The sequence below is a fragment of the Klebsiella scottii genome (genome assembly GCF_036561945.1).
GTDB lineage: Bacteria > Pseudomonadota > Gammaproteobacteria > Enterobacterales > Enterobacteriaceae > Klebsiella > Klebsiella scottii.
On record NZ_JARXNI010000020.1, the window covers coordinates 948,719 to 969,697 of the forward strand.

The 20,979-nt window shown below is 62.7% G+C and carries 18 protein-coding genes; 6 read left to right on the forward strand and 12 right to left on the reverse strand.

The window, feature by feature from the left end; genetic code table 11:
- Window positions 1-65: 65 nt before the first annotated feature.
- The 9 genes from QFI97_RS12230 to QFI97_RS12270 form a co-directional block, all read right to left on the reverse strand.
- Window positions 66-2,186 carry a TonB-dependent siderophore receptor gene (locus tag QFI97_RS12230; protein WP_331834402.1) on the reverse strand — a complete coding sequence of 707 codons (2,121 nt, stop codon included), beginning with the start codon at window positions 2,184-2,186 and terminating at the stop codon, window positions 66-68.
- 267 nt (window positions 2,187-2,453) lie between these two features.
- Window positions 2,454-3,098 carry an MOSC domain-containing protein gene (locus tag QFI97_RS12235; RefSeq protein ID WP_346431264.1) on the reverse strand — a complete coding sequence of 215 codons (645 nt, stop codon included), beginning with the start codon at window positions 3,096-3,098 and terminating at the stop codon, window positions 2,454-2,456.
- A gap of 37 nt (window positions 3,099-3,135) precedes the next feature.
- Window positions 3,136-5,106, reverse strand: coding sequence for a TonB-dependent receptor plug domain-containing protein (locus QFI97_RS12240; protein ID WP_346431265.1), 1,971 nt, complete (start codon window positions 5,104-5,106; stop codon window positions 3,136-3,138).
- A gap of 25 nt (window positions 5,107-5,131) precedes the next feature.
- Entirely contained in the window at window positions 5,132-5,986 is an 855-nt protein-coding gene (modD, locus tag QFI97_RS12245) for a ModD protein (RefSeq protein ID WP_346431266.1), read from the reverse strand.
- On the reverse strand, window positions 5,983-6,786 hold the full coding sequence (locus tag QFI97_RS12250; protein WP_331834398.1) for a methyltransferase domain-containing protein: 804 nt from the start codon (window positions 6,784-6,786) through the stop codon (window positions 5,983-5,985). Before QFI97_RS12250 ends, modD begins: the two co-directional genes overlap by 4 nt.
- A 2-nt stretch (window positions 6,787-6,788) precedes the next feature.
- Window positions 6,789-7,553 carry an ABC transporter ATP-binding protein gene (locus tag QFI97_RS12255; RefSeq protein WP_095101871.1) on the reverse strand — a complete coding sequence of 255 codons (765 nt, stop codon included), beginning with the start codon at window positions 7,551-7,553 and terminating at the stop codon, window positions 6,789-6,791.
- Window positions 7,550-8,542, reverse strand: coding sequence for a FecCD family ABC transporter permease (locus tag QFI97_RS12260; protein ID WP_346431267.1), 993 nt, complete (start codon window positions 8,540-8,542; stop codon window positions 7,550-7,552). Before QFI97_RS12260 ends, QFI97_RS12255 begins: the two co-directional genes overlap by 4 nt.
- Window positions 8,539-9,564, reverse strand: coding sequence for an ABC transporter substrate-binding protein (locus tag QFI97_RS12265; RefSeq protein WP_346431268.1), 1,026 nt, complete (start codon window positions 9,562-9,564; stop codon window positions 8,539-8,541). The genes QFI97_RS12260 and QFI97_RS12265 overlap by 4 nt, the downstream gene beginning before the upstream one ends.
- A gap of 202 nt (window positions 9,565-9,766) precedes the next feature.
- Window positions 9,767-11,641, reverse strand: a complete 1,875-nt coding sequence (locus tag QFI97_RS12270) for an alpha,alpha-trehalase (protein ID WP_346431269.1) — start codon at window positions 11,639-11,641, stop codon at window positions 9,767-9,769.
- A 231-nt stretch (window positions 11,642-11,872) separates the two neighbouring features.
- Here QFI97_RS12270 and QFI97_RS12275 point away from each other — a divergent pair, with 231 nt between their 5' ends.
- From QFI97_RS12275 to QFI97_RS12295, 5 genes are all read left to right on the forward strand, one after another.
- Window positions 11,873-12,772 (forward strand): alpha/beta hydrolase, encoded by a 900-nt coding sequence (locus tag QFI97_RS12275; RefSeq protein WP_095101879.1) that lies wholly within the window; start codon window positions 11,873-11,875, stop codon window positions 12,770-12,772.
- 199 nt (window positions 12,773-12,971) lie between these two features.
- Window positions 12,972-14,411: a circularly permuted type 2 ATP-grasp protein gene (locus QFI97_RS12280; protein WP_095101881.1), complete on the forward strand. Its 1,440-nt coding sequence runs from the start codon at window positions 12,972-12,974 to the stop codon at window positions 14,409-14,411.
- Complete coding sequence (locus tag QFI97_RS12285) at window positions 14,405-15,334, forward strand: alpha-E domain-containing protein (protein ID WP_095101883.1); 930 nt, start codon at window positions 14,405-14,407, stop codon at window positions 15,332-15,334. The genes QFI97_RS12280 and QFI97_RS12285 overlap by 7 nt, the downstream gene beginning before the upstream one ends.
- The gene (locus tag QFI97_RS12290) at window positions 15,331-16,146 is read left to right on the forward strand and encodes a transglutaminase family protein (RefSeq protein WP_346431270.1); all 816 of its coding nucleotides are present in this window, start codon (window positions 15,331-15,333) and stop codon (window positions 16,144-16,146) included. The genes QFI97_RS12285 and QFI97_RS12290 overlap by 4 nt, the downstream gene beginning before the upstream one ends.
- An 18-nt stretch (window positions 16,147-16,164) precedes the next feature.
- Window positions 16,165-16,905, forward strand: a complete 741-nt coding sequence (locus QFI97_RS12295; protein WP_095101887.1) for a proteasome-type protease — start codon at window positions 16,165-16,167, stop codon at window positions 16,903-16,905.
- Here the strand turns inward: QFI97_RS12295 and QFI97_RS12300 are convergent.
- Window positions 16,902-17,681, reverse strand: coding sequence for an AraC family transcriptional regulator (locus tag QFI97_RS12300; protein ID WP_346431271.1), 780 nt, complete (start codon window positions 17,679-17,681; stop codon window positions 16,902-16,904). The genes QFI97_RS12295 and QFI97_RS12300 overlap by 4 nt on opposite strands.
- A 93-nt stretch (window positions 17,682-17,774) precedes the next feature.
- Between QFI97_RS12300 and QFI97_RS12305 the strand changes: the two genes are divergently transcribed.
- The gene (locus tag QFI97_RS12305; RefSeq protein ID WP_331834391.1) at window positions 17,775-18,947 is read left to right on the forward strand and encodes an MFS transporter; all 1,173 of its coding nucleotides are present in this window, start codon (window positions 17,775-17,777) and stop codon (window positions 18,945-18,947) included.
- Here QFI97_RS12305 and QFI97_RS12310 read toward each other — a convergent pair.
- Both QFI97_RS12310 and QFI97_RS12315 read right to left on the reverse strand, forming a co-directional pair.
- Window positions 18,944-20,029 (reverse strand): ABC transporter ATP-binding protein, encoded by a 1,086-nt coding sequence (locus tag QFI97_RS12310; RefSeq protein ID WP_331834390.1) that lies wholly within the window; start codon window positions 20,027-20,029, stop codon window positions 18,944-18,946. The genes QFI97_RS12305 and QFI97_RS12310 overlap by 4 nt on opposite strands.
- Window positions 20,016-20,978 (reverse strand): carbohydrate kinase family protein, encoded by a 963-nt coding sequence (locus tag QFI97_RS12315; RefSeq protein WP_346431272.1) that lies wholly within the window; start codon window positions 20,976-20,978, stop codon window positions 20,016-20,018. Before QFI97_RS12315 ends, QFI97_RS12310 begins: the two co-directional genes overlap by 14 nt.
- Between the last annotated feature and the right edge of the window lies 1 nt (window position 20,979).

Consider the following 20,979-nt stretch of genomic DNA (forward strand, 5'->3'; position numbering starts at 1 on the left):
TACAGATCGCGTGATTTTGTAGCCCGGCAGGCGCAGCGGCCGGGGGGAGAGTTATCGGCTATCTCTTAAAAATCGTAGCCGACGGTGGCCGTCACGCTACGCTCCGCGCCCCAGTAGCAGTTGCCGGTTCCGTAGCAGCCGGACAGATACTCCCGGTCGCTGAGGTTATTCGCGTTCACCTGCACAAACGCCCCTTTCAACGACGGCGACCAGACGCCGAGATCCGCACGCACCATCGCATCCAGCAGGGTCACCGACGGCAGGCGCTCGGTATTGGCGTCATCCGCCCACTGTTTACCAATGTAGCGTACGCCCGCGCCGGCGCTGATCCCCGCCGGGAACTGATAGTGCGCCCAGAAGGAAGCCATCTGATCCGGCGAGAGCTGCGGCGTATTATCGTTGGTGCCATCCTTGGTTTCCTGGAAGCGCAGGCGGTTCCAGGTATAGGAGGCGATGGTGCTCAGCTGCGGCGTAATTTGGTTATGCATCTCCAGCTCGACGCCCTGAGAGTGAACTTTCCCGGCCGGAACAAAGGTCGCGGTGGCGATATTCGGATCGCGGGTGGCCACGTCTTTCTGGGTTAAATCATAGATGGCGATGCTGTACATATCGGCGCTGCCCGGCGGCTGGAACTTCAGACCCGCTTCTACCTGTTCCGCGGTCGTCGGTTTGAGCAGGGTGCCGTCGGCTCCCGGCAGCATCGCCGGGGTAATTGCCTGGCTGTAGCTCAGGTACGGCGAGAGGCCGTTTTCCAGCGCGTACAGCAGGGAAGCGCGGCCGCTGATATGGTCATCCGAACGGCGGCTGGAGGTGCCGAACGTGTCGCTGACCTGCTGGGAAACGATGCGATCGTAGCGGCCGGAGAGGTCCAGATGCCAGCGATTCCACACCATCTCATCCTGCAGATAGAGCCCGGTTTGATAGTAGCGGCGGTTATTGTTATCGCTGTAGGTGACGGTGTGTCCGGTTTGGGCTGTATAGCCGCTAAACGGATCGAGCGGCGAGGCGCCGCCGGCACCGGTCCATAAATCGTTGCGGAAGCGGTGGTATTCCGCGCCGAGGATGAGGGTATGCGCCAGCTCGCCGGTACTAAAATCGGCGCGCAGGCGGTTATCCGTGGACCACGCGTCCAGCGAGCCGCGAGAGCCGCTGTAGCCGCGGGAGAGCATATTCTTGTCGTCAACCCAGCCCACCTGATACACCTGATCTAACGAGACGTTGGTGTGGGTATAGCTGCCGGCGGAATAGGCCGACCAGACGTCGCTGAACTGGTGATTAAATTCATAGCTGTAGATCTGCTCGCGACGCTGATAGCCATCGGACGGATCGCCTTCGTTGGTGCCGGTGGAGAGCTTACGCCCGTTGTGCGCGTAGCGGGTGCCGTCCAGCGGCAGCGAGCCGTGATAGCCGCCCGACGGATCTTTTTGCAGATAGGCGCGCAGCAGCAGAGAAGTGTCGGTATCCGGCTGCCAGAGCAGGGACGGCGAAATGGCGTAACGCTCTTCGCGGGAATTGTCATACTGGGTATCGCTGGAGCGCGTCATGCCGATAATCCGATAGGCCCACTGGTCGTTAATGGCATCGGTATAGTCGAAGGCGGCGCCTTTGGTATTTTGCGTTCCGCCGCTAAGACGGAAATGACCTTCGGAAGTGAACTGCGGGCGCTTCGAGGTCAGGTTGACCACGCCGCCCGGCACGCTTTGCCCGTACAGCGCGGAGGAGGGGCCGCGGATGACGTCCACCCGCTCGATAAACCACGGATCGACCTGAATGACGTTGTGGCTCCCGCCATCGCTCATCAGGCGCATTCCGTCGAGGAACAGGTTGTCCACGTCGCCGCCGTGATAGCCGCGCAGGGAGACGGTGTCAAAACGCGTCGCGCCGCCGCCAAAGCTTGAGTAGACGCCGGGCGTGTACTGCAGCGCCTGGCTAATCGTATTCGCCCCCTGGTCGGCCATTTGTTGTCGGGTAATGACCGACACCGACTGGGCGGTAGTAATCAGCGGCTGATCGGTTTTGGTGGCCCCGGCGGAGGTCTTTGCGCTATAGCTCGTGGTCGGCGTGCTGGCGGAATCGACGGGCTGGGCGGTGACGACAACCGTCTCTTCCGCAAGGCCTGCGAGAGGGAAGGCGGTAGCAAGGGCGCACAGCAAGGCGGAGCGTTTGAAGGTGACGCGAGCGATCATTGCATAATCCTGAAGTTACGCAGCCTGGTACTCCCTCCTGTACGCCGCCACGAGTAAAAGCGAAAGTGTCAATTTCCGTCATAAAGTAATGCGAATTATTATTGTTTATTTTTTCGTTATCAAGTTGTAATTGGCGCACAGGAAAGTAAAACCCTATGATAAATATGGTGTTTATCGGCGCATGCGTGGCGGACAGGGGATGTCGCGGCGAAAGCCGCCGCGCCGGGCTACCAGATTTAGTAGCCCGACGCTAAGGAACTGCGGGGGCTAAGAGCGGCTTTGCAGACGTAGCAGAGCCAGCGCTCTCCAGCCATCGGCAAGGAACGGCATGGCTGAGAGCGCCAGCAGCTCTTCAGACGTACCGCCGTCGCTAAAGACGATGGCCTGCACCCGGCTAAGCGGCCAGCCCTCCGCCGGCCGATCGAGCAGCACAAAGCTGTCGCTGCAGCCGGCCTCGCCGGGGGTGAGTACCCGGTAAAACCAGCCGTTGCGCGACTGCTGGTGCATCAGTTCCGGGGCGTGAGGGTCCCGTAGCCGCTCGGCCATAGTCTGACAGGCCACGCGTCCCCAGGAGATCTGGATTTCAGCGTTGCCGAGGCGAAAAACATCCCCCGGACAGACGTTGGCTTCCGTCATCCCCCGGGTGGAAAAGTTCTCACCGAACAGTCCGATATGCAGCTGCTGCCCCGCCAACGCCGGATAGCGTTCGCGCCAGTAGTCGTAATGCTCCCGCGCGTAGTGCATCAGCGCGCAGTCGGGATCGGCAAAATGCTCCTCAATACCGTTTTCTGCCTGCAGACCGTGGGTGTTGAGAAAGACGCGTCCGCTTAACGCCGTTTTACGCAGGGAACCGTCCGCCTGGCGCTGGTTGCCGAGAATGCTGCGCAGCATTACCGGAAAATCTGCAATCATGATGTCCTCCTTCTTCTCCGCCGCGGCGGAGAAGGTCTCAGAATTTATATTCCACGCCGGCCCAGAAGTTACGCCCTTCCTCAATAAATCCTTCGCCGTAGTAGTAGCGGGTATCGAAGAGGTTATTGACCGAGGCGTTGACGCTAAAACCGTGGCCGATGGCGTAATCGGTCCGCAGATGGGTGATGGCAAATCCCGGCGCTTTTTGCGATCCGTCGCTATTGCTATAGCTGGAGGTGCGCGCCTCTTCAGAGAGCGTGATTTGCAGCGGCTCGACGGGCTTGAGCGTCAGCCAGGCGGTCAGCGTCTGCACCGGCAGGTCGGTGACCTTGCCCGCCTCTTCGCGTTTGGCATCAGCATGAATCAGACCGTAGCTTAGCCCGACGTCGAGCAGGTCGAACGGCGAGCCTTTGATCCCCACATCCAGGCCGGTATAGTCAACCCGGCCGCTGTTTTGGTTCTGCACCGTATCGGCATCGATATTGATCGCCAGGATGGCGTCGCTGACCCGGTTATAGTAGGTGCTTATCTCGTAGGCCCAGCGGTCGTTGAGGTGTCCATTCCAGGTCAAATCGACGCCGCGGGCGCGCTCGGGCTTGAGCTGCGGATTGACCAGCGCAATCTGGTCTTTCGACGGTTTCGAGGTGGTATAGCGCTCTTTGAGCGTCGGGAAGCGGGTGCGATCGGACCAGGAGAGTGACAGGGTATCTTCGTTGCTAAAGCGGTAGCGAGCCATTGTTTCCCAGTTAAACGCGCTCTGCCGGTTGTCGTCGTAATGGGTAAGGCTGCCGTTCTTTTCGTGCTTCATTCCCTGAAGGCTGTTGCGCCAGTCATAGCTCATCCCGGCGACGAGGTCGAGATTATCCGCCGCCGCCCACTGGTATTCGCTGGCGACGGACCAGGTGCGATCCTTATAGCGATCGTAAGGACCGTTGACGGCGCTCTTCTCCCGATGCACATCATCTTTCCAGTTAACGGCAAAAGAGAGCTGGTCGTTCTGGCGGACGTCGGCGGCGAGCTGCAGCCCCGCGCCGGTGCTGTAGTCGCTATAGTGGCTGTAGCTGCCGTTTTTATTGTGCAGGTCCGCCAGCGAGTTATACATCAGCAGGGTGTTTTTGAAGGTGTCGTGATAGAGGCGGCTTTTCAGGGTGAAGCTGTCGCCGAGGTGCGTCGTGCCCTGGTAGTAATAGCTCTCCTTATCGTACTCCGGCCACTGCCAGTAGCGGGATTTCTGGCTGCTGGTTCCGGCGTAAGGCGGGTTCTGCTTCTCGCCATCCTGCTTGATATAGGTCAGGGCGTACTCGTCGTTAGCGCGCGGCGTGAAGCCGAGCTTAATAATGCCGCGCTTATCATCGCTTGCCGAGTTGACCAGCTTGCCGTCTTCCCCGGCGACGGGGTTATTCGTTCCGTGAGGCAGGCCGAGGAAATCCTGCTTCAGGCGGCTGCCGCTGAGCTGGATGTAGCCCAGATCGCCGCTGGCCCCAAGGGAGGCATGGGTGTCATAGGCATTAGTTTCGCTGCGGCTCCAGCCCTGACGATAGCCGATGCTGGCTTCCAGCGGTTTACTGGGGCGCGGGGTGGTTATGTTGATCGCCCCGCCCATTTGGTTGGGGCCCTGCAGCAGGGAAGAGTAGCCTTTTGATACCTCCACCGAGGCGATATCGGAAGTGAGAAACCGGCCCAGGTCGAGGTTGCCGTCGTAGGGGACGTAGATCGGCACGCCGTCAAAAAAAACCGGGACCTGACGGCCATCGAAGCCGCGGACTTTTACCTGCAGCTCGTTGCGGCTGCCTGACTTTTGTAACACCACGCCGGGGACCACCGATAGCGCGTGCGCGACATCCTGCTTATCCAGACTCTTGATGGTCTCCTGTCCGAGGATATTGGTGGTCGCCGCCGGGACGGGGCTTGACCAGACGGTCATGGACTCCTCCGCCGGGTCTGCCCAGGCGGTCTGACCTAAGCTGAGGCTAATCAATGTGCAAAGATAGCGCTTCCTGATTCTCATTTTTATTGTTCCTGTTTTCGTTTTTTTATCTTGAACTGTCCGGCTCCAGGCGAACCTGAATATCCGCCGGCGGCGCATACCACGGCGCCGAAGTAATAAACAATTCAATCCCACAATCGAGGTAGTTGGTTAAGGTGGTTAAGGTAATTCCGCCCGTCAGCGCGAGCGTGCAGCGCGGGGCAATACGCTGCGCCAGGTCAGCAACCTGGCGCGCCTGCGGCGGGGTAAATTTATCCAGCTGCAGGATGTCGGGTTCCGCCTGCAGCGAGGCCAGCGCTTCTTCGAGCGTGTCGGCCTCAACGGCAACCTTTTTCTCCGGTGCCGATCGGCGCAGGAGCTGAACGGCGTGTCGCCAGTCGCCGTCGTCGGCGAGGAACCGGCGATGATTGGCGAACAGCAGCAGGGTTTCCGCGCAGCCGGCCCGGTGGATCAGCCCGCCGGCGGCGACGATGGCCTGGGTACCGAGCAGCCGGGTGCCGGGAATGGCTTTGCGGGTACAGGCGATGTGCGCTGCGGGATGGCGGGCGCGCAGCAGCGTCAGCATTTCCGCGACATAAGCCGATACGCCGCAGCTCCACTCCAGCACGTTCTGCGCCGCTTTCCAGCCCTGATGCAGCGCCTCAGCGCTGCCGGTCGCACGCAGCAGCGGCGCATCGGGCGGGACGTGCGCGCCCTCTTCCTGTAGCGCGGTTACGCTTAATCCCAGGCTTTTCAGCATCTGTCCAGCCGGAGAGATACCGCTGACGCAGCCGCCCTGACGGTGGCTGAAGGTCATGACGCCGGGGCGCGCGCCAATCGCCAGCGCACGGGTGGTCAGGTCGCCGCCCTGAATATCCTCCATCAGCCACGCGTCGGTCAGCGCCTGGGGGAAGTAGATCATACGTTTTCCCCACACTCCCAGGAGATAAGCGCCCAGTCGCGGTTGGTTGGCGCGATGGCCTGCGGGTCCTGCCGCTGATACCAGTGACGAAGCCGCGCGCGATCCTCTTCGTTGAGTACGCCAAGCGTCCATTTGACGTTCTCTTCAAAACGTTCAAAGGTGGCGTTATCCCGTTGGCAGCTGGGGCCACGGATAAAATCGACCCGCGCGTGAATGCCCATTTGATACAGGACGTTCAGCGCATAGATATAGTTCGGTAGTTCGATCACTTCGCGTCCCAGCGCGCGCTGGATTGCCGGCGGCATAAACGTTGGCTGAACGAGGTGGGTGGTATAGACGCGCAGCCGCGCCTGGCGGTTGAGCTTATCCATCGCCTGGCGCATATTGCCGACCAGCGTTGAGCGTGAGGCCACTGCAATATCGCAGCGCGGAATATCGTGCCACGACTCCTCCCACGCCCGGAGATGCCAGCAGGCGTTGGCGATGCGCATCTGCGCCGCGCGCTTTTCGGCTACCTCCAGCATTCCCTGGCTGTAATCGACGCCGTGTACCGCAGCGAGTTTATCCGCCAGCGCCAGGGCGACGGTTCCCGGCCCGCAGCCCATATCAAACAGGCTTTGCGCCCCGGTTAAGTCTATTTTTGCCAGTAGCTGCAGCAGGTAGCCGTCCGTAGGCTGGGCGCAGCTGTCGGCCATTTTCTCCGCCCTCGCGTCCCAGTGGGCGGGCGATTTCTCGGTGCGTCCGGCGAGCCTGAGCTGCTGTTGGTAAAGCCCGGCAAAATCAATATCGTCAATGAGCATAATTATTCCTGAAAGTGTGGGTGGCCAAGATGGTGGCGGATCTGGGCGGGCGTCACGCCGTACAGGGTGGCGAGGTTGCCCGGTGAGAGCTGCTGCTCCGCCGTTCCCTGAGTGACGAGGCCGTTTGGTTCGACCGCGATCACGCTATCGGCGATGGCGAGGGCGTGCAGCGGATGGTGGGTGGCCATAAACAGCGTCATCCCGGTTTGCCGCAGCTGGCGCAGGGTGTCGAGCAGGCGGATCTGGTGGCCGAAGTCGAGGCTTGAGGCCGGCTCATCCAGCAGCAGCAGACGCGGGCGCTGGACCAGCGCGCGGGCAATTAAGGTCAGCTGGCGCTCGCCGCCGCTCAGCGTGGCCCAGTTCCGCTCGGCGAGATGAGCGATACCCAGCGCCTCCAGCTGGGCGTAGGCGATACTGCGTTCGCTTCTGGCGGGCTGGGTGAAGGTACCGATATAGGGGCTAAGGCCCATCAGCACCATATCGAGGACGCTGAAGGCGAAGGCCCCGTCGTGCGCCTGCGGCACCCAGGCGATCGCGCGGGCGCGATCGCGGGAGCACAGCTGGGTTACCGGCAGACCGTCGATCAGGATCTGGCCGTCGCGCAGAGGAAGGAGGCCGAGTATGCTGCGCATCAGCGTGGTTTTCCCGCTGCCGTTGGCGCCGAGCAGGCAGCACAGCGTGCCAGGCTGCAGCGAAAACGACACGTCGCGCAAAACGGCGCGTTTGGGATAGCCAATTTCGGCATGGCGTACCGTCAGTAGCGTCATGGTCGGCTCCTGCGCAGCAGCAGCGCCAGAAAGAAGGGCGCGCCGATAAAAGAGGTCAGGATCCCGAGCGGGATTTCGCTGGCGCTCAGTCCGCGCGCCAGGGTGTCGGTGAGCAGCAGCAGCACGGCGCCAAGCCCCATCGCCACCGGCAGGAGGCGCTGATGATTGCTGCCGGTCAGCAGCCGCCCGATATGGGGGACGATCAGCCCGACCCAGCCGATAATGCCGGCAATAGCGACCGCGCTGGCGGTCGCGAGGGTCGCGCAGGCGACCACAATTAGCCGCAGGCGATCGACGTTGATCCCCAGCGATCGCGCTTCGTCATCGGACAGGGTCAGCAGATTGATTCGCCAGCGCAGCAGCCACAGCGGCAGGCACCCGGCGATCATCAGCGGGGCGGCGACGGTCAGGTCGGCGGGGGTAATATCGGAGAGACCGCCCATCAGCCAGAAGGTGATGGAGGGGAGCTGGGTGTAGGGATCGGCGAGAATTTTGATAAGCGAAATTCCCGCCCCGCACAGCGTACCGAGGCAAATCCCCACCAGCACCAGCGTCAGCGCCGGATCGTGGCGGACGATGGCGCGGGAGACGATCCCAACGCCGGCCACCACCAGCAGGCCGCCGCAGAAGGCGAATAGCTGAATATAGAGCGTCGACATTCCGCACACCAGCGCCAGGCAGGCGCCGAGACCGGCGCCGCCGGCGACGCCAAGGATATCCGGCGAGACCAGCGGATTGCGAAACATTCCCTGGTAGGCGGCTCCGGCGGCGGAGAGCGACGCGCCGATGGCCAGCGCGGCGCCGATGCGCGGCAGGCGTATCTGCCAGAATACGATGCCGGCCTGCGGAGGAAGCGAGGCGCTGTGCGGATCGAACAGCAGATCGAACAGCCGTCCGAGGGTCAGGTTCCACGGGCCGGTTAGCAGGGCTGCCGAGAGGACCAGCAGGGCGGCAAGCAGCAGCGCGGCGCTCAAAGTTGCAGGCTTCATGGACGATTCACCAGCCTCGTGTAGCGCTCGGGCGTTAACGCCGCGTGCCAGAATAGCGTGCTGTAGCGGGTCAGATCCTCCTGCAGCGTGGCGCGGACCTGCGGATCGAGCCAGGCGTGCAGGCGGCGCATCCCGGCGAGGCGGTTGATCCCCGGCGGCGCGTCCAGCCAGCCAAAAGGCAGGCCGTCAAGCAGCAGAACCCGCCGCTGCGCCACGGCGGCGACGCCCTGCCAGGCGGGGTCGTGTAAAATCGCGTCCCGCGTCGTGGCCTGCTGGGTGAGGATGATATCCGGCTGCCATTCCAGCAGATTTTCCAGCGAGACCTGGGCCAGCCCGCTGCGTCCGCTCACCCGCGCGACGTTCTCTAATCCCAGCAGCTCCGCCGCCTCCGTGTGCAGTGAACCGGCGAGGCCCGTTTCCAGTCCCCTGGCTCCCCGGGCGGCGTAAAAACGCGTGCGCGCCCCGGCGCCGGAGGAGAAGGCGAGCGCCTCGGCGATAAACGTTTGCGCCAGCGCTGCCTGCCGCCGGGTGCGTTCGACGGTGCCGACGATATCGCCGATCGTCAGCAGCTGCTGCGCCGAGGAGTCCAGGGTGCCGGTAATCAGCACCCACGGAATATGGCTGCGGGCGTGAACCCGGCGCGCCTGCGAGATCCAGGTGTCGTCCGCATTCCCGCAGTCCACCACCAGATCGGGCTCAAGCGCCAGCAGCCCCTCCAGCGACAGGGTGCTGGCCCGGCCGGCAAGACGGCCCGTTTTCGGCAGCCGGGCGATGTGCTCGGGCAGCGGAGCGTCCGGGAAGAGGGCAAAATCAAAAGAGGAAAATCCCAGTAGTTTTTCCGGCGCGGCGGCGAGCAGCAGCATATCGGCGGGCCCGCCCGCGCTGACAATCCGCCGGATAGCCGCAGGCGCAGGGCGTTCGCCAATGCTCAGGGCCAAAGGCGTGGCGGCGCGACTCTTCTGGCCGGGAAAGCACAGCATGAGGCTTAAAGCCTGCAGGAACGTACGGCGCGAAAAAGGCATATGTTTCTATCCTGAAACAAAGTGATGAAAAAACCGCTATATATTTACATATATAACGTTGATGAAGTTGCCAGAGATCAAAAATCGACACATTAGTTTCCGCCTTACTCCATAAGGGTAAGGTGAAGTCGAAAGGCCATTCGGGAGGGGAAAACGCCCGACATTGCTGAGCCGCCGGGCGTAAGTCGGGAGCGGTGAGGGGTTAATGCGCGGCGGCAGGCGCCGCCTTATCCGTTCCACTGGCGCTATCGTTTGCCGTCGGTCGCGCGGCAGGCGCCGCCTTATCCGTTCCGCCGGCGCTATCGTTTGCCGTCGGTCGCGCGGCAGGCGCCGCCTTATCCGTTCCGCCGGCGCTATCGTTTGCCGCCGGTCGCGCGGCAGGCGCCGCCTTATCCGTTCCACCGGCGCTATCGTTTGCCGCCGGTCGCGCGGCCGGGAGCGAATCGCAGGGTTTCTCTTTCGGGCACACCAGGTCGAGCATTTTCAAGGTCACGCCGTTGGTCCAGCCGAAGCCATCCTGCAGCGGATACTCACCGCCTCCGCCGCCGGTGCCGGTTGAGCTGACGTCATACTTTTCCACCAGCTTCTGCTGGCTGTCATAGGTATGCTGCACGTTGCTGAGGAAGCGCCAGCTGACCTCCATCGCGATTTTCTGCTGGCCGTAGTTTTGCAGCCCTTCGGCGGCCACCCACTGCAGCGGCGCCCAGCCGTTCGGCGCATCCCACTGCTGACCGCTGTTGACGGTAGTGGTGGTTAAACCGCCCGGTTTTAGCAGACGAGACTGCGTCGCGGCGGCAACTTTGGCCGCGCGTTCGCTGGAGGCGGCGTTGACGTACAGCGGGAACAGGGCCGCGGCGGTGAGCTGATTGCGCACCTTGTGGCTTTTGAGATCGTAATCGGCGTACCAGCCCTCTTTGTCATTCCACAGGTATTTCTCCAGCGCCTTCTGGCGGGCGTTAGCCAGCGAGTCGTACTGCGCCGCCTTCGCGCTATCGCCGGCGGCTTTGCTGGCGCGGGCGAGGGTTTTCTCCATGCGGAACATCAGCGAGTTAAGATCGACCGGAATGATGCTGGTGGTGCGAATGGTGCCCAGCTGCTGCGGGTTATCCATCCAGCGGGAGCTGAAGTCCCAGCCGGAGGCCGCGGCGGAGCGCAGATCGCGGTAGATCTCGGTCGCCGGACGGTTGGGGTTGTTTTTGGCGGTGGTCACATCATCGAGCCAGGACTCCGGGCGCGGCGTATCGTTGTCATCCCAGTAGCGGTTCAGCAGCGCGCCGTCCTCCATGCGCACCACGCGCTGATTCGCTTTACCCGGCTCCAGCGCATCGGCGCCCGCCATCCAGTAGCGGTACTCTTTCTCCATCTCAGGCAGCCAGGTTTTCAGCGCCTGGTCTCCGTCGTGGGTCGCCAGCAGCTCCACCATAAACGGAAAGAACGGCGGCTGTGAACGGCTCAGATAATAGCTGCGGTTGCCGTTCGGGATATGTCCCCAGGTATCGATTTCATAGGCAAAGTTAGCCACCATATCTGCAACTTTGTCCCAGTGCCCGCTCTCGGCCAGGCCCAGCATGGTGAAGTAGCTATCCCAGTAGTAGACCTCGCGAAAGCGGCCGCCCGGGACGACGTAAGGCCTGGGCAGCGGCAGCAGCGAATCCCATTTCTCGACCTCAACGGTACTGCGGGTCAGCACCGGCCACAGGCCGTCAATATGCTGGCGCAGGGTCTGGCCCTTGGGCGGTACGTACGTATCGTTATCTTTCGGTAGCGTAAAGTTGAGCCCGACGAAGTGGCGCAGGTCGAAGCTGGCCTGATTTTTCTGCATGCGATAATCGGCGAGGATCATCAGCGGATCGCCGTTCGGCACCGCATCGGCGAAGGTTTTCTGATCGGGGAAGAGTTTGGCGCTTTGCACATCGTTGAACAGCGGGCCTAGCAGAATATCCGGCGACTGCGGCGGGGCGGGCTTTGTCTCATCGGCCTGGGCTGCCAGCGCCGACAGCGCAAAGAGGGCGCCTCCCAGCGCCAGACGCAAAGCGTAGGGCAGCGTTGCCGGGCGACGTGAAACGGATCTCGTCATGGGTAGTTCTCCTTATCATTACAGACGATTTTGCCACTGCGATTGACCATCAGAAAACCTTAGACGAATATCCGCCGCTACGCGTGTCGCAGCTAACATTTTGCGTGAAAACAGATAATTTACCTGCATTTTGCGCCGCCGCCGGGCGGATAAGGGCGCCATGCGGGTGGCCGCTTTCTGCTAAAATCGCGCTACCGTAACAACGAGCTAAAAGCCCACCGGGAGCGAGCCGTGAACCGACGTCATTTTCTACTGTTTAGCGCCGCGGCGCTGCTGGCGGCCAACCGCGCCATCGCCCGCGATCCTGAGCAGGAAACCCTGTGGCTGTGGCCCGGCGACGCGCCGGGCGGCGGCGGGCCGCAGGGCGCGAGCCGGCGGTCGGCCCGAGGCGCCCTCAGCCATATCGCGCGGCCGCAGCTGTCGGTGTGGCAGCCGGCGGCGCCTCGCGGACACGGCGTGCTGGTCGCCGCCGGCGGTGGCTACCGGCGGATTGAAATGGCGAAGGAGGCGTGGCCCGCCGCCCGCTGGCTAACGGCCCGCGGCTATACCGCCTATGTGCTGAGCTACCGTCTTCCCGGCGAAGGCTGGGCGGCGGGTGGCCTGGCGCCGCTGCAGGATGCCCAGCGCGCGCTGCGTCTGATTCGCCAGCGCGAGCAAAAGGTCAGCCTGCTGGGCTTTTCCGCCGGCGGCCACCTGCTGGGAATGACCGCCTGCCGGGCTGATTTTGCCTCTTATCCGCCGGTCGACGCGAGGGATGCGCTGTCCGCCCGCGCCGACGGAGCGGCGCTGATCTATCCGATTATTTCGCTGGAGCCGCCCTATAGCCATACCGCGACCCACCGGGTCCTCGCCGGACCTCACGCCTCACCGGCGGTTGACCGCGCCTGGTCGGTGCAGACCTACGTGAACCGGCGCACGCCGCCCTGCTTTTTAACCCAGGCGCAGGACGATCCGGTGTCCGATCCGCACAATACGCTGATTATGGCCGACGCCTGCCGCCAGCATCAGGTGGCGGTCAGCCTGTATCGCTACGCCAGCGGCGGTCACGGCTTTGGGATGGGACGCCCGGGCACGCCAACCGTCGCCTGGCCGGAGCGCTATGCGCGCTGGCTGGAGACGCTCTCGCCGTAATGGCGCAAAGCGGCTTTCCGTGCCTCATCGTGGTGCAGTCCGGGTGAAATATAAGAAAAATGACGGGTTGTTTTTTGCACAGTTAAGCGGCGCGAGGCTGCGGGCTTGCACAGCCAGGTTACCGGCCGTGACCTGGCATAATTAATGCTTATCTCTTCCCGGGGTTACCCCAAAGTGAGTACAACCGGAGGAGACGGCCATGATAAAAATAACGCTTCCTGACGGGCATTATTATGACGAGATGCTTACCGTCGAGGGACAGCAGCGCCAGCACTATAACGCCTGGTGGCAATGGTTTCACAACACCGATCAATTCTCTATCCGGCAAAAAAAAGAGCAGGCGGAGCTGCTTTTTCACCGTATTGGCATCACCTTTAACGTGTATGGCGAAGGCGAGGGGACCGAACGGCTGATCCCGTTTGATAGCGTACCGCGCATTATCCCCGCCGCCGAGTGGCGGCGCATCGATCGCGGCATCCGCCAGCGGGTGAAGGCGCTGAACGCCTTCCTTTACGATATCTACCACGAGCAGAATATCCTGCGCGCCGGGATTATTCCGGCGGAACAGGTGCTGGCGAACGATCAATACCAGCCCTGCATGCAGGGGATTAATCTACCCAATAATATCTACGCCCATATCACCGGGGTCGATATGGTGCGCAACAGCGACGGCCAGTACTACGTGCTGGAGGACAATCTGCGCACGCCGTCGGGCGTCTCCTATATGCTCGAAAACCGCAAAATGATGATGCGTCTCTATCCCGAGATGTTTGAACAGCACCATATTGCGCCGGTGGAGCGCTATCCGGGCTATCTGCTGCAAACCCTGCGTGAAAGCTCCCCCGTGGACGATCCCTGCGTGGTGGTGATGACGCCGGGCCGCTTTAACAGCGCCTATTTTGAACACAGCTTTCTTGCCCAGCAGATGGGGGTTGAGCTGGTGGAGAGCGCCGATCTGTTTATTAAAGCGGACGCGGTCTATATGCGCACCACCGAGGGGCCGCGGCGGGTCGACGTGATCTACCGCCGCGTCGACGACGCCTATCTTGACCCGCTGGCCTTCCGCGCCGATTCGATGCTCGGCGTGCCCGGCCTGCTGTCGGTGTACCGCGCGGGAGGCGTAGTGCTGGCGAACGCGATCGGCACCGGCGTGGCCGACGATAAATCGATCTACCCCTTTGTGCCGGAGATGATCCGCTTCTATCTCGGCGAACAGCCGATCCTCAACAATATCCCGACCTGGCAGTGCCGCAAGCCGGAAGACCTGCTGTACGTGCTTAACAACCTCGATCGGATGGTGGTTAAGGAAGTGCACGGCGCCGGAGGCTACGGCATGCTGGTCGGCCCGCGTTCGACGAAAGAAGAGCGTGAAGCGTTCCGCCAGCGCCTGCTGGCAAACCCGGCCAACTACATCGGCCAGGATACCCTGGCGCTCTCGACCTGCCCGACCTTCGTCGAAGACGGCCTGTCGCCCCGGCATATCGATCTGCGTCCTTTCGTGCTTTCCGGCCAGGAGATCCGCCTGGTGCCCGGCGGCCTGACGCGGGTGGCGCTGACGGAAGGCTCGCTGGTGGTGAACTCATCGCAGGGCGGCGGCACCAAAGATACCTGGGTGATGGAGGATGACGAATCATGCTAAGTCGTACAGCGAGTGAACTGTTCTGGATGGCGCGTTATCTGGAACGCGCGGAAAGCTACGCCCGGGTGCTCGACGTAACCTGGAAACTCTCGATGATCCCCCGTCATAGCCAGCAGGCGCGGGATCTGGCCCTACCGCTGAACCTGTCGCAGACCCACGAGCTGTTTCAGGAGCGCCACGCGCGCTTCTCGATGGGCAATCTGTTTAACTTCTTTGCCCTCGACGGCAACAACCCCGGCAGCATCTACAGCTGCGTCGAGATGGCGTGGAATAACGCCCACGCGGTGCGCGGCAGCCTCTCCGCGGAGGTATGGGAGTGCATTAACGCGACGCGGATTGAGCTGCGCAGGCTACGCCAGCAGGGGATTAGCGAGCTCGGCAGCGATGGTTTCCTTGAGTGGGTAAAAGAGCGGGTGCACCTGTTTCGCGGCGCGGTGCTGGGCACGCTGCTGCGCAACGACGCCCTCAGCTTTATCGGCATCGGCACGCTGATTGAACGGGCCTACGCGACCACCCAGCTGCTGCTGATCAAGGACCAGCAGCTGAGCAGCGACCCGGACCCGGTGCGCGAGTACTACCGGCTGGACACGCTGCTGAACGCGGTCAGCGCGCGCGAAGCCTACAACAGTATTTATCGCCAGCCGGTGAGCCGGGAGACGGTTATGGAGCTGCTAATTTTGCGCAACGACGTCCCGCGCTCGCTCCGGGCCTCAATTTCCGATCTGATCGGCCAGCTGGAGCATATCGCCAACGATCGCTCCCATCTGCCGCTGCGCCTGGCGCATCAGCTGAACGTCGACCTGCGCTTCAGCACCCGGGAAGACCTGGCCAGCGCCGACCTGCAGAGTTACCTCAACGGACTGCTGGCGCGGATCAACGCCCTGTCCGACAGCATCAGACAAACCTATCTGGAGGCGCTATGAAACTGGTTATCGACCACCTGACCCGCTATGGCTACGATGAAGAAGTCAAGTTTTCGACTCAGTATCTGCGCCTGACGCCGCGCAGCTCCGGCCGGCAAAAAATCAGCTCCTGGACGCTGACGCTGCCGGACGGGGCGAGCATTACGACCACCGATGCGTGGGGCAACGTGCTGCACGTATTGACGCTGGATAACCCGCATAAAGAGATCGCGATTCGCGCCAGCGGAGTGGTCGATATCGCGCAGGAGGATGAGGAGTGCGGGGTAGACGAAGAGGAGCTGCTCTCACCGCTGGTCTTTTTACGCTGTACGCCGCTGACCCGCCCCGACGAGCGGATCCGCGAGTTTGCCCGGAACCTGTACCGCGCCGATGAGCCGGAGGCGAGCCTCAATCAGCTGATGGCGGAACTGCTGGTAAAAATGCCATACTCGCCGGGAGCCACCCAGGTGCAGGACTCCGCCGCCGACGCTTTCGCGCGATCTAAGGGCGTGTGCCAGGATCATACCCACGTTTTCCTCGCCTGCTGTCGGGCGATGGAGATCCCGGCGCGCTACGTTAGCGGCTATGTTTATAGCGATAACGCGCAGCACGTGGCGATGCACGCCTGGGCCGAGGTGTGGCTCAACGGGCGCTGGAAATCGTTTGATATTACCAATAATACCCGTAACCTGAATCAGCACCTGCGGCTGGCGACCGGGCTGGACTATCTTGACGCCTGTCCGGTGCGCGGTACCCGACTGGGCGGCGGCGGGGAAATTATGTTAACCAACGCTGAAGTGCGCGAGCATTCGCAACAGGCACAGCAGCAATAAAGGCAGGAACGGAGAACGATGACCTACTGTGTGGCCATGTGTTTAGCGGATGGGCTGGTATTCGCCTCAGATTCGCGCACCAATGCGGGCGTGGATCATATTGCGACTTTCAAAAAGCTTCATGTTTTTCAGCAGGAGGCTGAACGGGTGCTGGTGCTGCAGTCCGCCGGCAATCTGGCTACGACCCAAAGCGTGATTAGCCTGCTGAGCGCGCGAATTCGCACCCAGCAGGAGCCTAACCTGATGCAGGTAAGCTCCATGTATGACGCGGCGATGCTGGTGGGCAAAACGCTGCAGGAGGTTATTCAGCGCGACAGCAGCAACCAGCAAAACTGCGGCAATACCAACTTTAACTGTAACCTGCTGCTGGGCGGCCAGCTGGCGGGGGAGACGCACCGCCTGTTCCATATCTACCCGGAAGGTAATTTTATTGAGGCCACCCGCGATACGCCCTATTTCCAGATTGGCGAAAGCAAGTACGGCAAACCGATTATCGATCGGGTGCTGACTATAGACACGCCGCTGGAGCAGGCGATGTGCTGCGCGCTGATCTCCATAGATTCGACGCTGCGCAGCAACCTCTCCGTCGGCCTGCCCCTTGATACGCTGCTCTACCGCAGCGGCAGCCTGAGCGGCGCGGAGCAGCATCGGATAACCGAAAGCGATCCTTACTTCAACACCATCCGCAGGGCGTGGTCCGAAGGGCTGCAGAATACGTTCCAGAAGCTGCCGCCGTTTGCGCCGGAGCGCGAGCGTTAAATCACGGTCGATGACGAAAGATAGCGCCCCGGCGTCATCCCCGTCATGGTGCGGAAAAAGTAGATAAAGGCGCTGTCGCTGGCGAAATCCAGCGCCTGCGCGGCATCGGTAATGCGTTTCCCCGTCGCCAGCAGCTCCACCGCCTTCATCAATCGCCACTGCTGCCGCCACTGCTGCCAGGACATCCCGGTGTCGCGGCGCAAAATACGGCTGATGGTCTTTTCACTGGCGCCGCACTCTGCGGAGAGCGCCCGTAGCGTCGGCGGCAGCGCGTGGCCGCCCAGCGCGGCGAGGCGCTTATCCTGCGGCAGGGCGAGCATCATCGGCTCATGGGCCGCCGCGCTAATCTCCGCCGCGCACAGGGCGGCAAGGTGCCAGCCGGTACCGCTCTCCCAGTCGCTTTCCCACGGGCTCGCCGCCACCCGCTCCAGCAGCTCGCGCAGCAGCGGGCCGACGTTGAGGATCGCCGGGCGTTGGGGGAGAGCCGGAAAGCGGGAGGGCTCAAACCACACCGAGCGATAGTCGACGATGCTTTTCATCTCCGCGCGATGGCGTATGCCCGCCGGGATCCACGCCGCCCGGGTGGGAGGGAGCAGGCACAACAGCGCGCCGTCGTTGAGCGTCAGGCTCACGCAGCCCTGACGGGTAAAAAGGATCTGCGCCATGTCGTGCCGGTGGCTGCCGGAGTCATGGTTGCCCAGCGCCGACCGGACGCCAACCACCGTTTTGTTCAGCGCATCCGGGTTGAATGCCGCCTGCGCATCGAGCCACGCCATAATGTCCGATTTCCGATATATATAGTCACTATGTTTATAATGTCCGATCCGCGGCCTGCCTACAATAGCGCCTCTTATTATCAGGAGGTGGATATGTTCGGGCGTTCGGCCATAGTGCTGGTTACCGCATTACTGATGTTTCCGCAGATTGTGGAAACCATTTACAGCCCGGCGTTGACCGATATCAGCGTCCGTTTTGCCGTCAGCGCGCAGCAGGCGGCGCAAACCCTGGCGGTTTACTTTATCGGCTTTGCTCTCGGGGTTCTTTTTTGGGGGCGGGCGAGCGATCTGTACGGTCGGCGTCCGGCGCTGCTGGCGGGGATCGCGGTGTACGCCCTCGGCTGCGCGATGGCGCTGGCGGTAACGGATTTCACCCTGCTGCTGCTGGCGCGGATCGTAGCGGCATTTGGCGCGGCGAGCGGATCGGTTGTCAGCCAGACGATACTGCGGGACCGTTTTAGCGGCCGCCGGCTCGCCGGCCTGTTTTCGCTTATTGGCCTGGCGCTGGCGGTGAGTCCGGCGGCAGGCGTCTGGATCGGCGGTTTACTTGCCGCCGGCTGGGGAGTGCGCGGCGTTTTCTTCGCCCTGGCGCTGCTGGCCGGCGTCTTGCTGCTGCTGTGCCATTGGCTGCTGCCGGAGACGCGGCCGGCGCAGAGCGCGAAGACCGCGTTTGTGCCGGTGCTGCGCCGGATGGCGACGGACGGGCAGATTGGCCTGGCGGTCATCCTGATCGCGGCGTTCAACGTCAGCCTGTTCAGCTATTACAGCCTGGCGCCGTTTATCTTCGCGCAGCTGCGCCTGCCGGTCGCCGCGTTTGGCTACAGCGGTATTGCGCTGGCCAGCGGCTCCCTGGCCGGGGCGTTGCTGAATCGCCGGCTGCTACGCAGGGGCGTGACTCAGGGACGGATGCTGCTGCTCGCCTGCTGGCTCCATCTTATCGGCGGCGCGGCGGTGTACCTCTGGCGCGACTCGCTTTGGTTCCTGCTGCCGATGGCCGGCATCGCGCTGGCTTTCGCTATGGCGATCCCGCTGGTGCTCGGTTCGGCGCTCGGCGCCTACAGCGATTGTCGCGGCACCGCCGGGGCCATTTTCGGTCTCGCCTACTATCTGCTGATTGGCCTCGGGCTGGCGCTGGTCGGCTGGGGGCAATCGCTGGGAATGTCGCTGATGATCTGCGCCGCGGCCGGCGTCATCGCCGGTATCCGCTATTTACCCTGTTTCGCCGAAAACAGCGCGGGCGCCGCCCAGGGCACCCGCGTCGGCTAGTCCTCCTCCGCCAGCCGCTCGCCGCTGGCGGCATCGAAGAGGTGGATTTTCTCGCGTCGGGCGGCGAGATTCAGCGGCTGCTGGAGCCGGGCGTCGATACGTCCGGCAACCTGCACGTGCACCGGGAATCCCTGCCAGTCGAGATGCAGCAGGGTGGATTCCCCGGTAACCTCCATAATATTAACCGTCCCGGGCAGGCCGTCAGCGGCCGGCTGGATATCCTGCGGGCGCAGGCCGACGGTGACCGGCGCGCTTCCCTGCTGAGCCGCCGCCCGCTGCCAACGTTCCGGCAGCGCCAGCCACAGCTCGCCGCAGCGCACGCCGGGAACCCCGTCGCGGCTGACGATCTCTCCCGCCAGCAGGTTCATCGGCGGCGAGCCGATAAAGCGGGCCACAAAGGTGTTGCAGGGGCGATCGTAAATCTCCAGCGGCGGCCCCTGCTGGACGATAAGGCCCTCGCGCATGACCACGATTTGGTCGGCCAGAGTCATAGCTTCAACCTGATCGTGGGTGACGTAAATCATGGTGGTTTTAAAGCGCTGGTGCAGCGATTTGATCTCCGCCCGCAGCTCCATGCGCAGCTGGGCGTCAAGGTTGGAGAGCGGTTCATCAAACAGGAAAACCTGCGGGTTGCGTACCATCGCCCGGCCCATCGCCACGCGCTGGCGCTGGCCGCCGGAAAGCGCGCGCGGGTAGCGGGCCAGCAGCTTATCGATCCCCAGCAGGCTGGCGATATGCTGGACTTTGCTTTTCTGCGTCTCTTTATCGACCTTTTTGACCTGCATATGGAAGGCGAGGTTTTCGGCCACCGTCAGGTGCGGGTAGAGCGCGTAGCTCTGAAAGACCATCGCCACGTCGCGGTCGGCGGGATCGAGATCGCCGATCGGCTGGCGGTTCATCAAAATTTGACCGGCGGAGAGGGCCTCAAGTCCGGCCAGCAGCCGCAGCAGGGTCGATTTCCCGCAGCCGGACGGCCCGACCAGCACCGTGAAGCTGCCGTCAGGAATGGTCAAATCCAGCGGCTGAAGCACCGTCTGTTTGCCGTAATGTTTGGCGACTTTTATCAGCTCAACGCTGGCCATCGGCGGTCTCCTCAATGTGGTGTTGCAGGGTTCGCCAGTCAGGATAGTGGCGGGGAGAGGTGCTAATAGCGTGCGCGGCGACGGCGTTGCCCCAGCGCAGCGCCTGTGATGCCGGCTGGCCGTTTAACAACCCGGCGAGAAAGCCGGCGTTAAAGCTGTCGCCCGCGCCGATGGTGTCAATCACCTCGACCGGCTTCACCGGCGCGCGGTCGCCGCGCTCCGCGGTCCACCACCAGGCTCCCTCCGCGCCGCACTTGACGATGCAGCCGCCCCGGCCGCTGAGGCGCGACGCCAGGCTGCGGGCCGCCTGCGGCAGCTCGCTCATCGCGGCGAGGCCGAGGGTTTCGACTTCATTGAGCAGCAGCCAGTCGCAATCGGCAAGCCACTGGTGCGCCGCTTCGCGCAGCGCCGGGTCCCAGCTTTGCGGCGGCCATCCGGTATCCACGGCGACCTGAAAACCGCGCTGACGCAGCGCCCGCAGCAGCGCCGGATAGTGCGGCAGCAGGGCGGTGCACAAAAATGTCCCGCAGAGCAGCACGATATCGCCGGCCGTCGCCTGGTCGGGAAGCTGGGCGAGAACGTCGTCGGCGGAGAGGCGGGTAATATGCCCGTAGTTGCTGAGGAAAGAGCGCTCTTTATCGGGATGCGTTACCGCCACCGTCAGCGAGGTTTCGCAGGCGTACTGCGGCCAGCGCTCGGCGCTGCCCGGAAACTGGGCCGCCAGCCAGGCGGTAAAGGCGTCATCGCCCTGGCAGCCGATGGTGCGATGCGGGATCTGCATGGCGGCCAGCGCCAGGGCGCAGTTGCCCGCCGAGCCGCCGGGGCGCAGGGCGCTATGCTCCAGCATCACCTCCGTCCCCGGCAGAGGCCACTGCGCGAGGGTGCCCATAATCAAATCAATATTGTAATTGCCCGCGATATAGAGCACGGGCGCGGCGAGCTTGTGCATA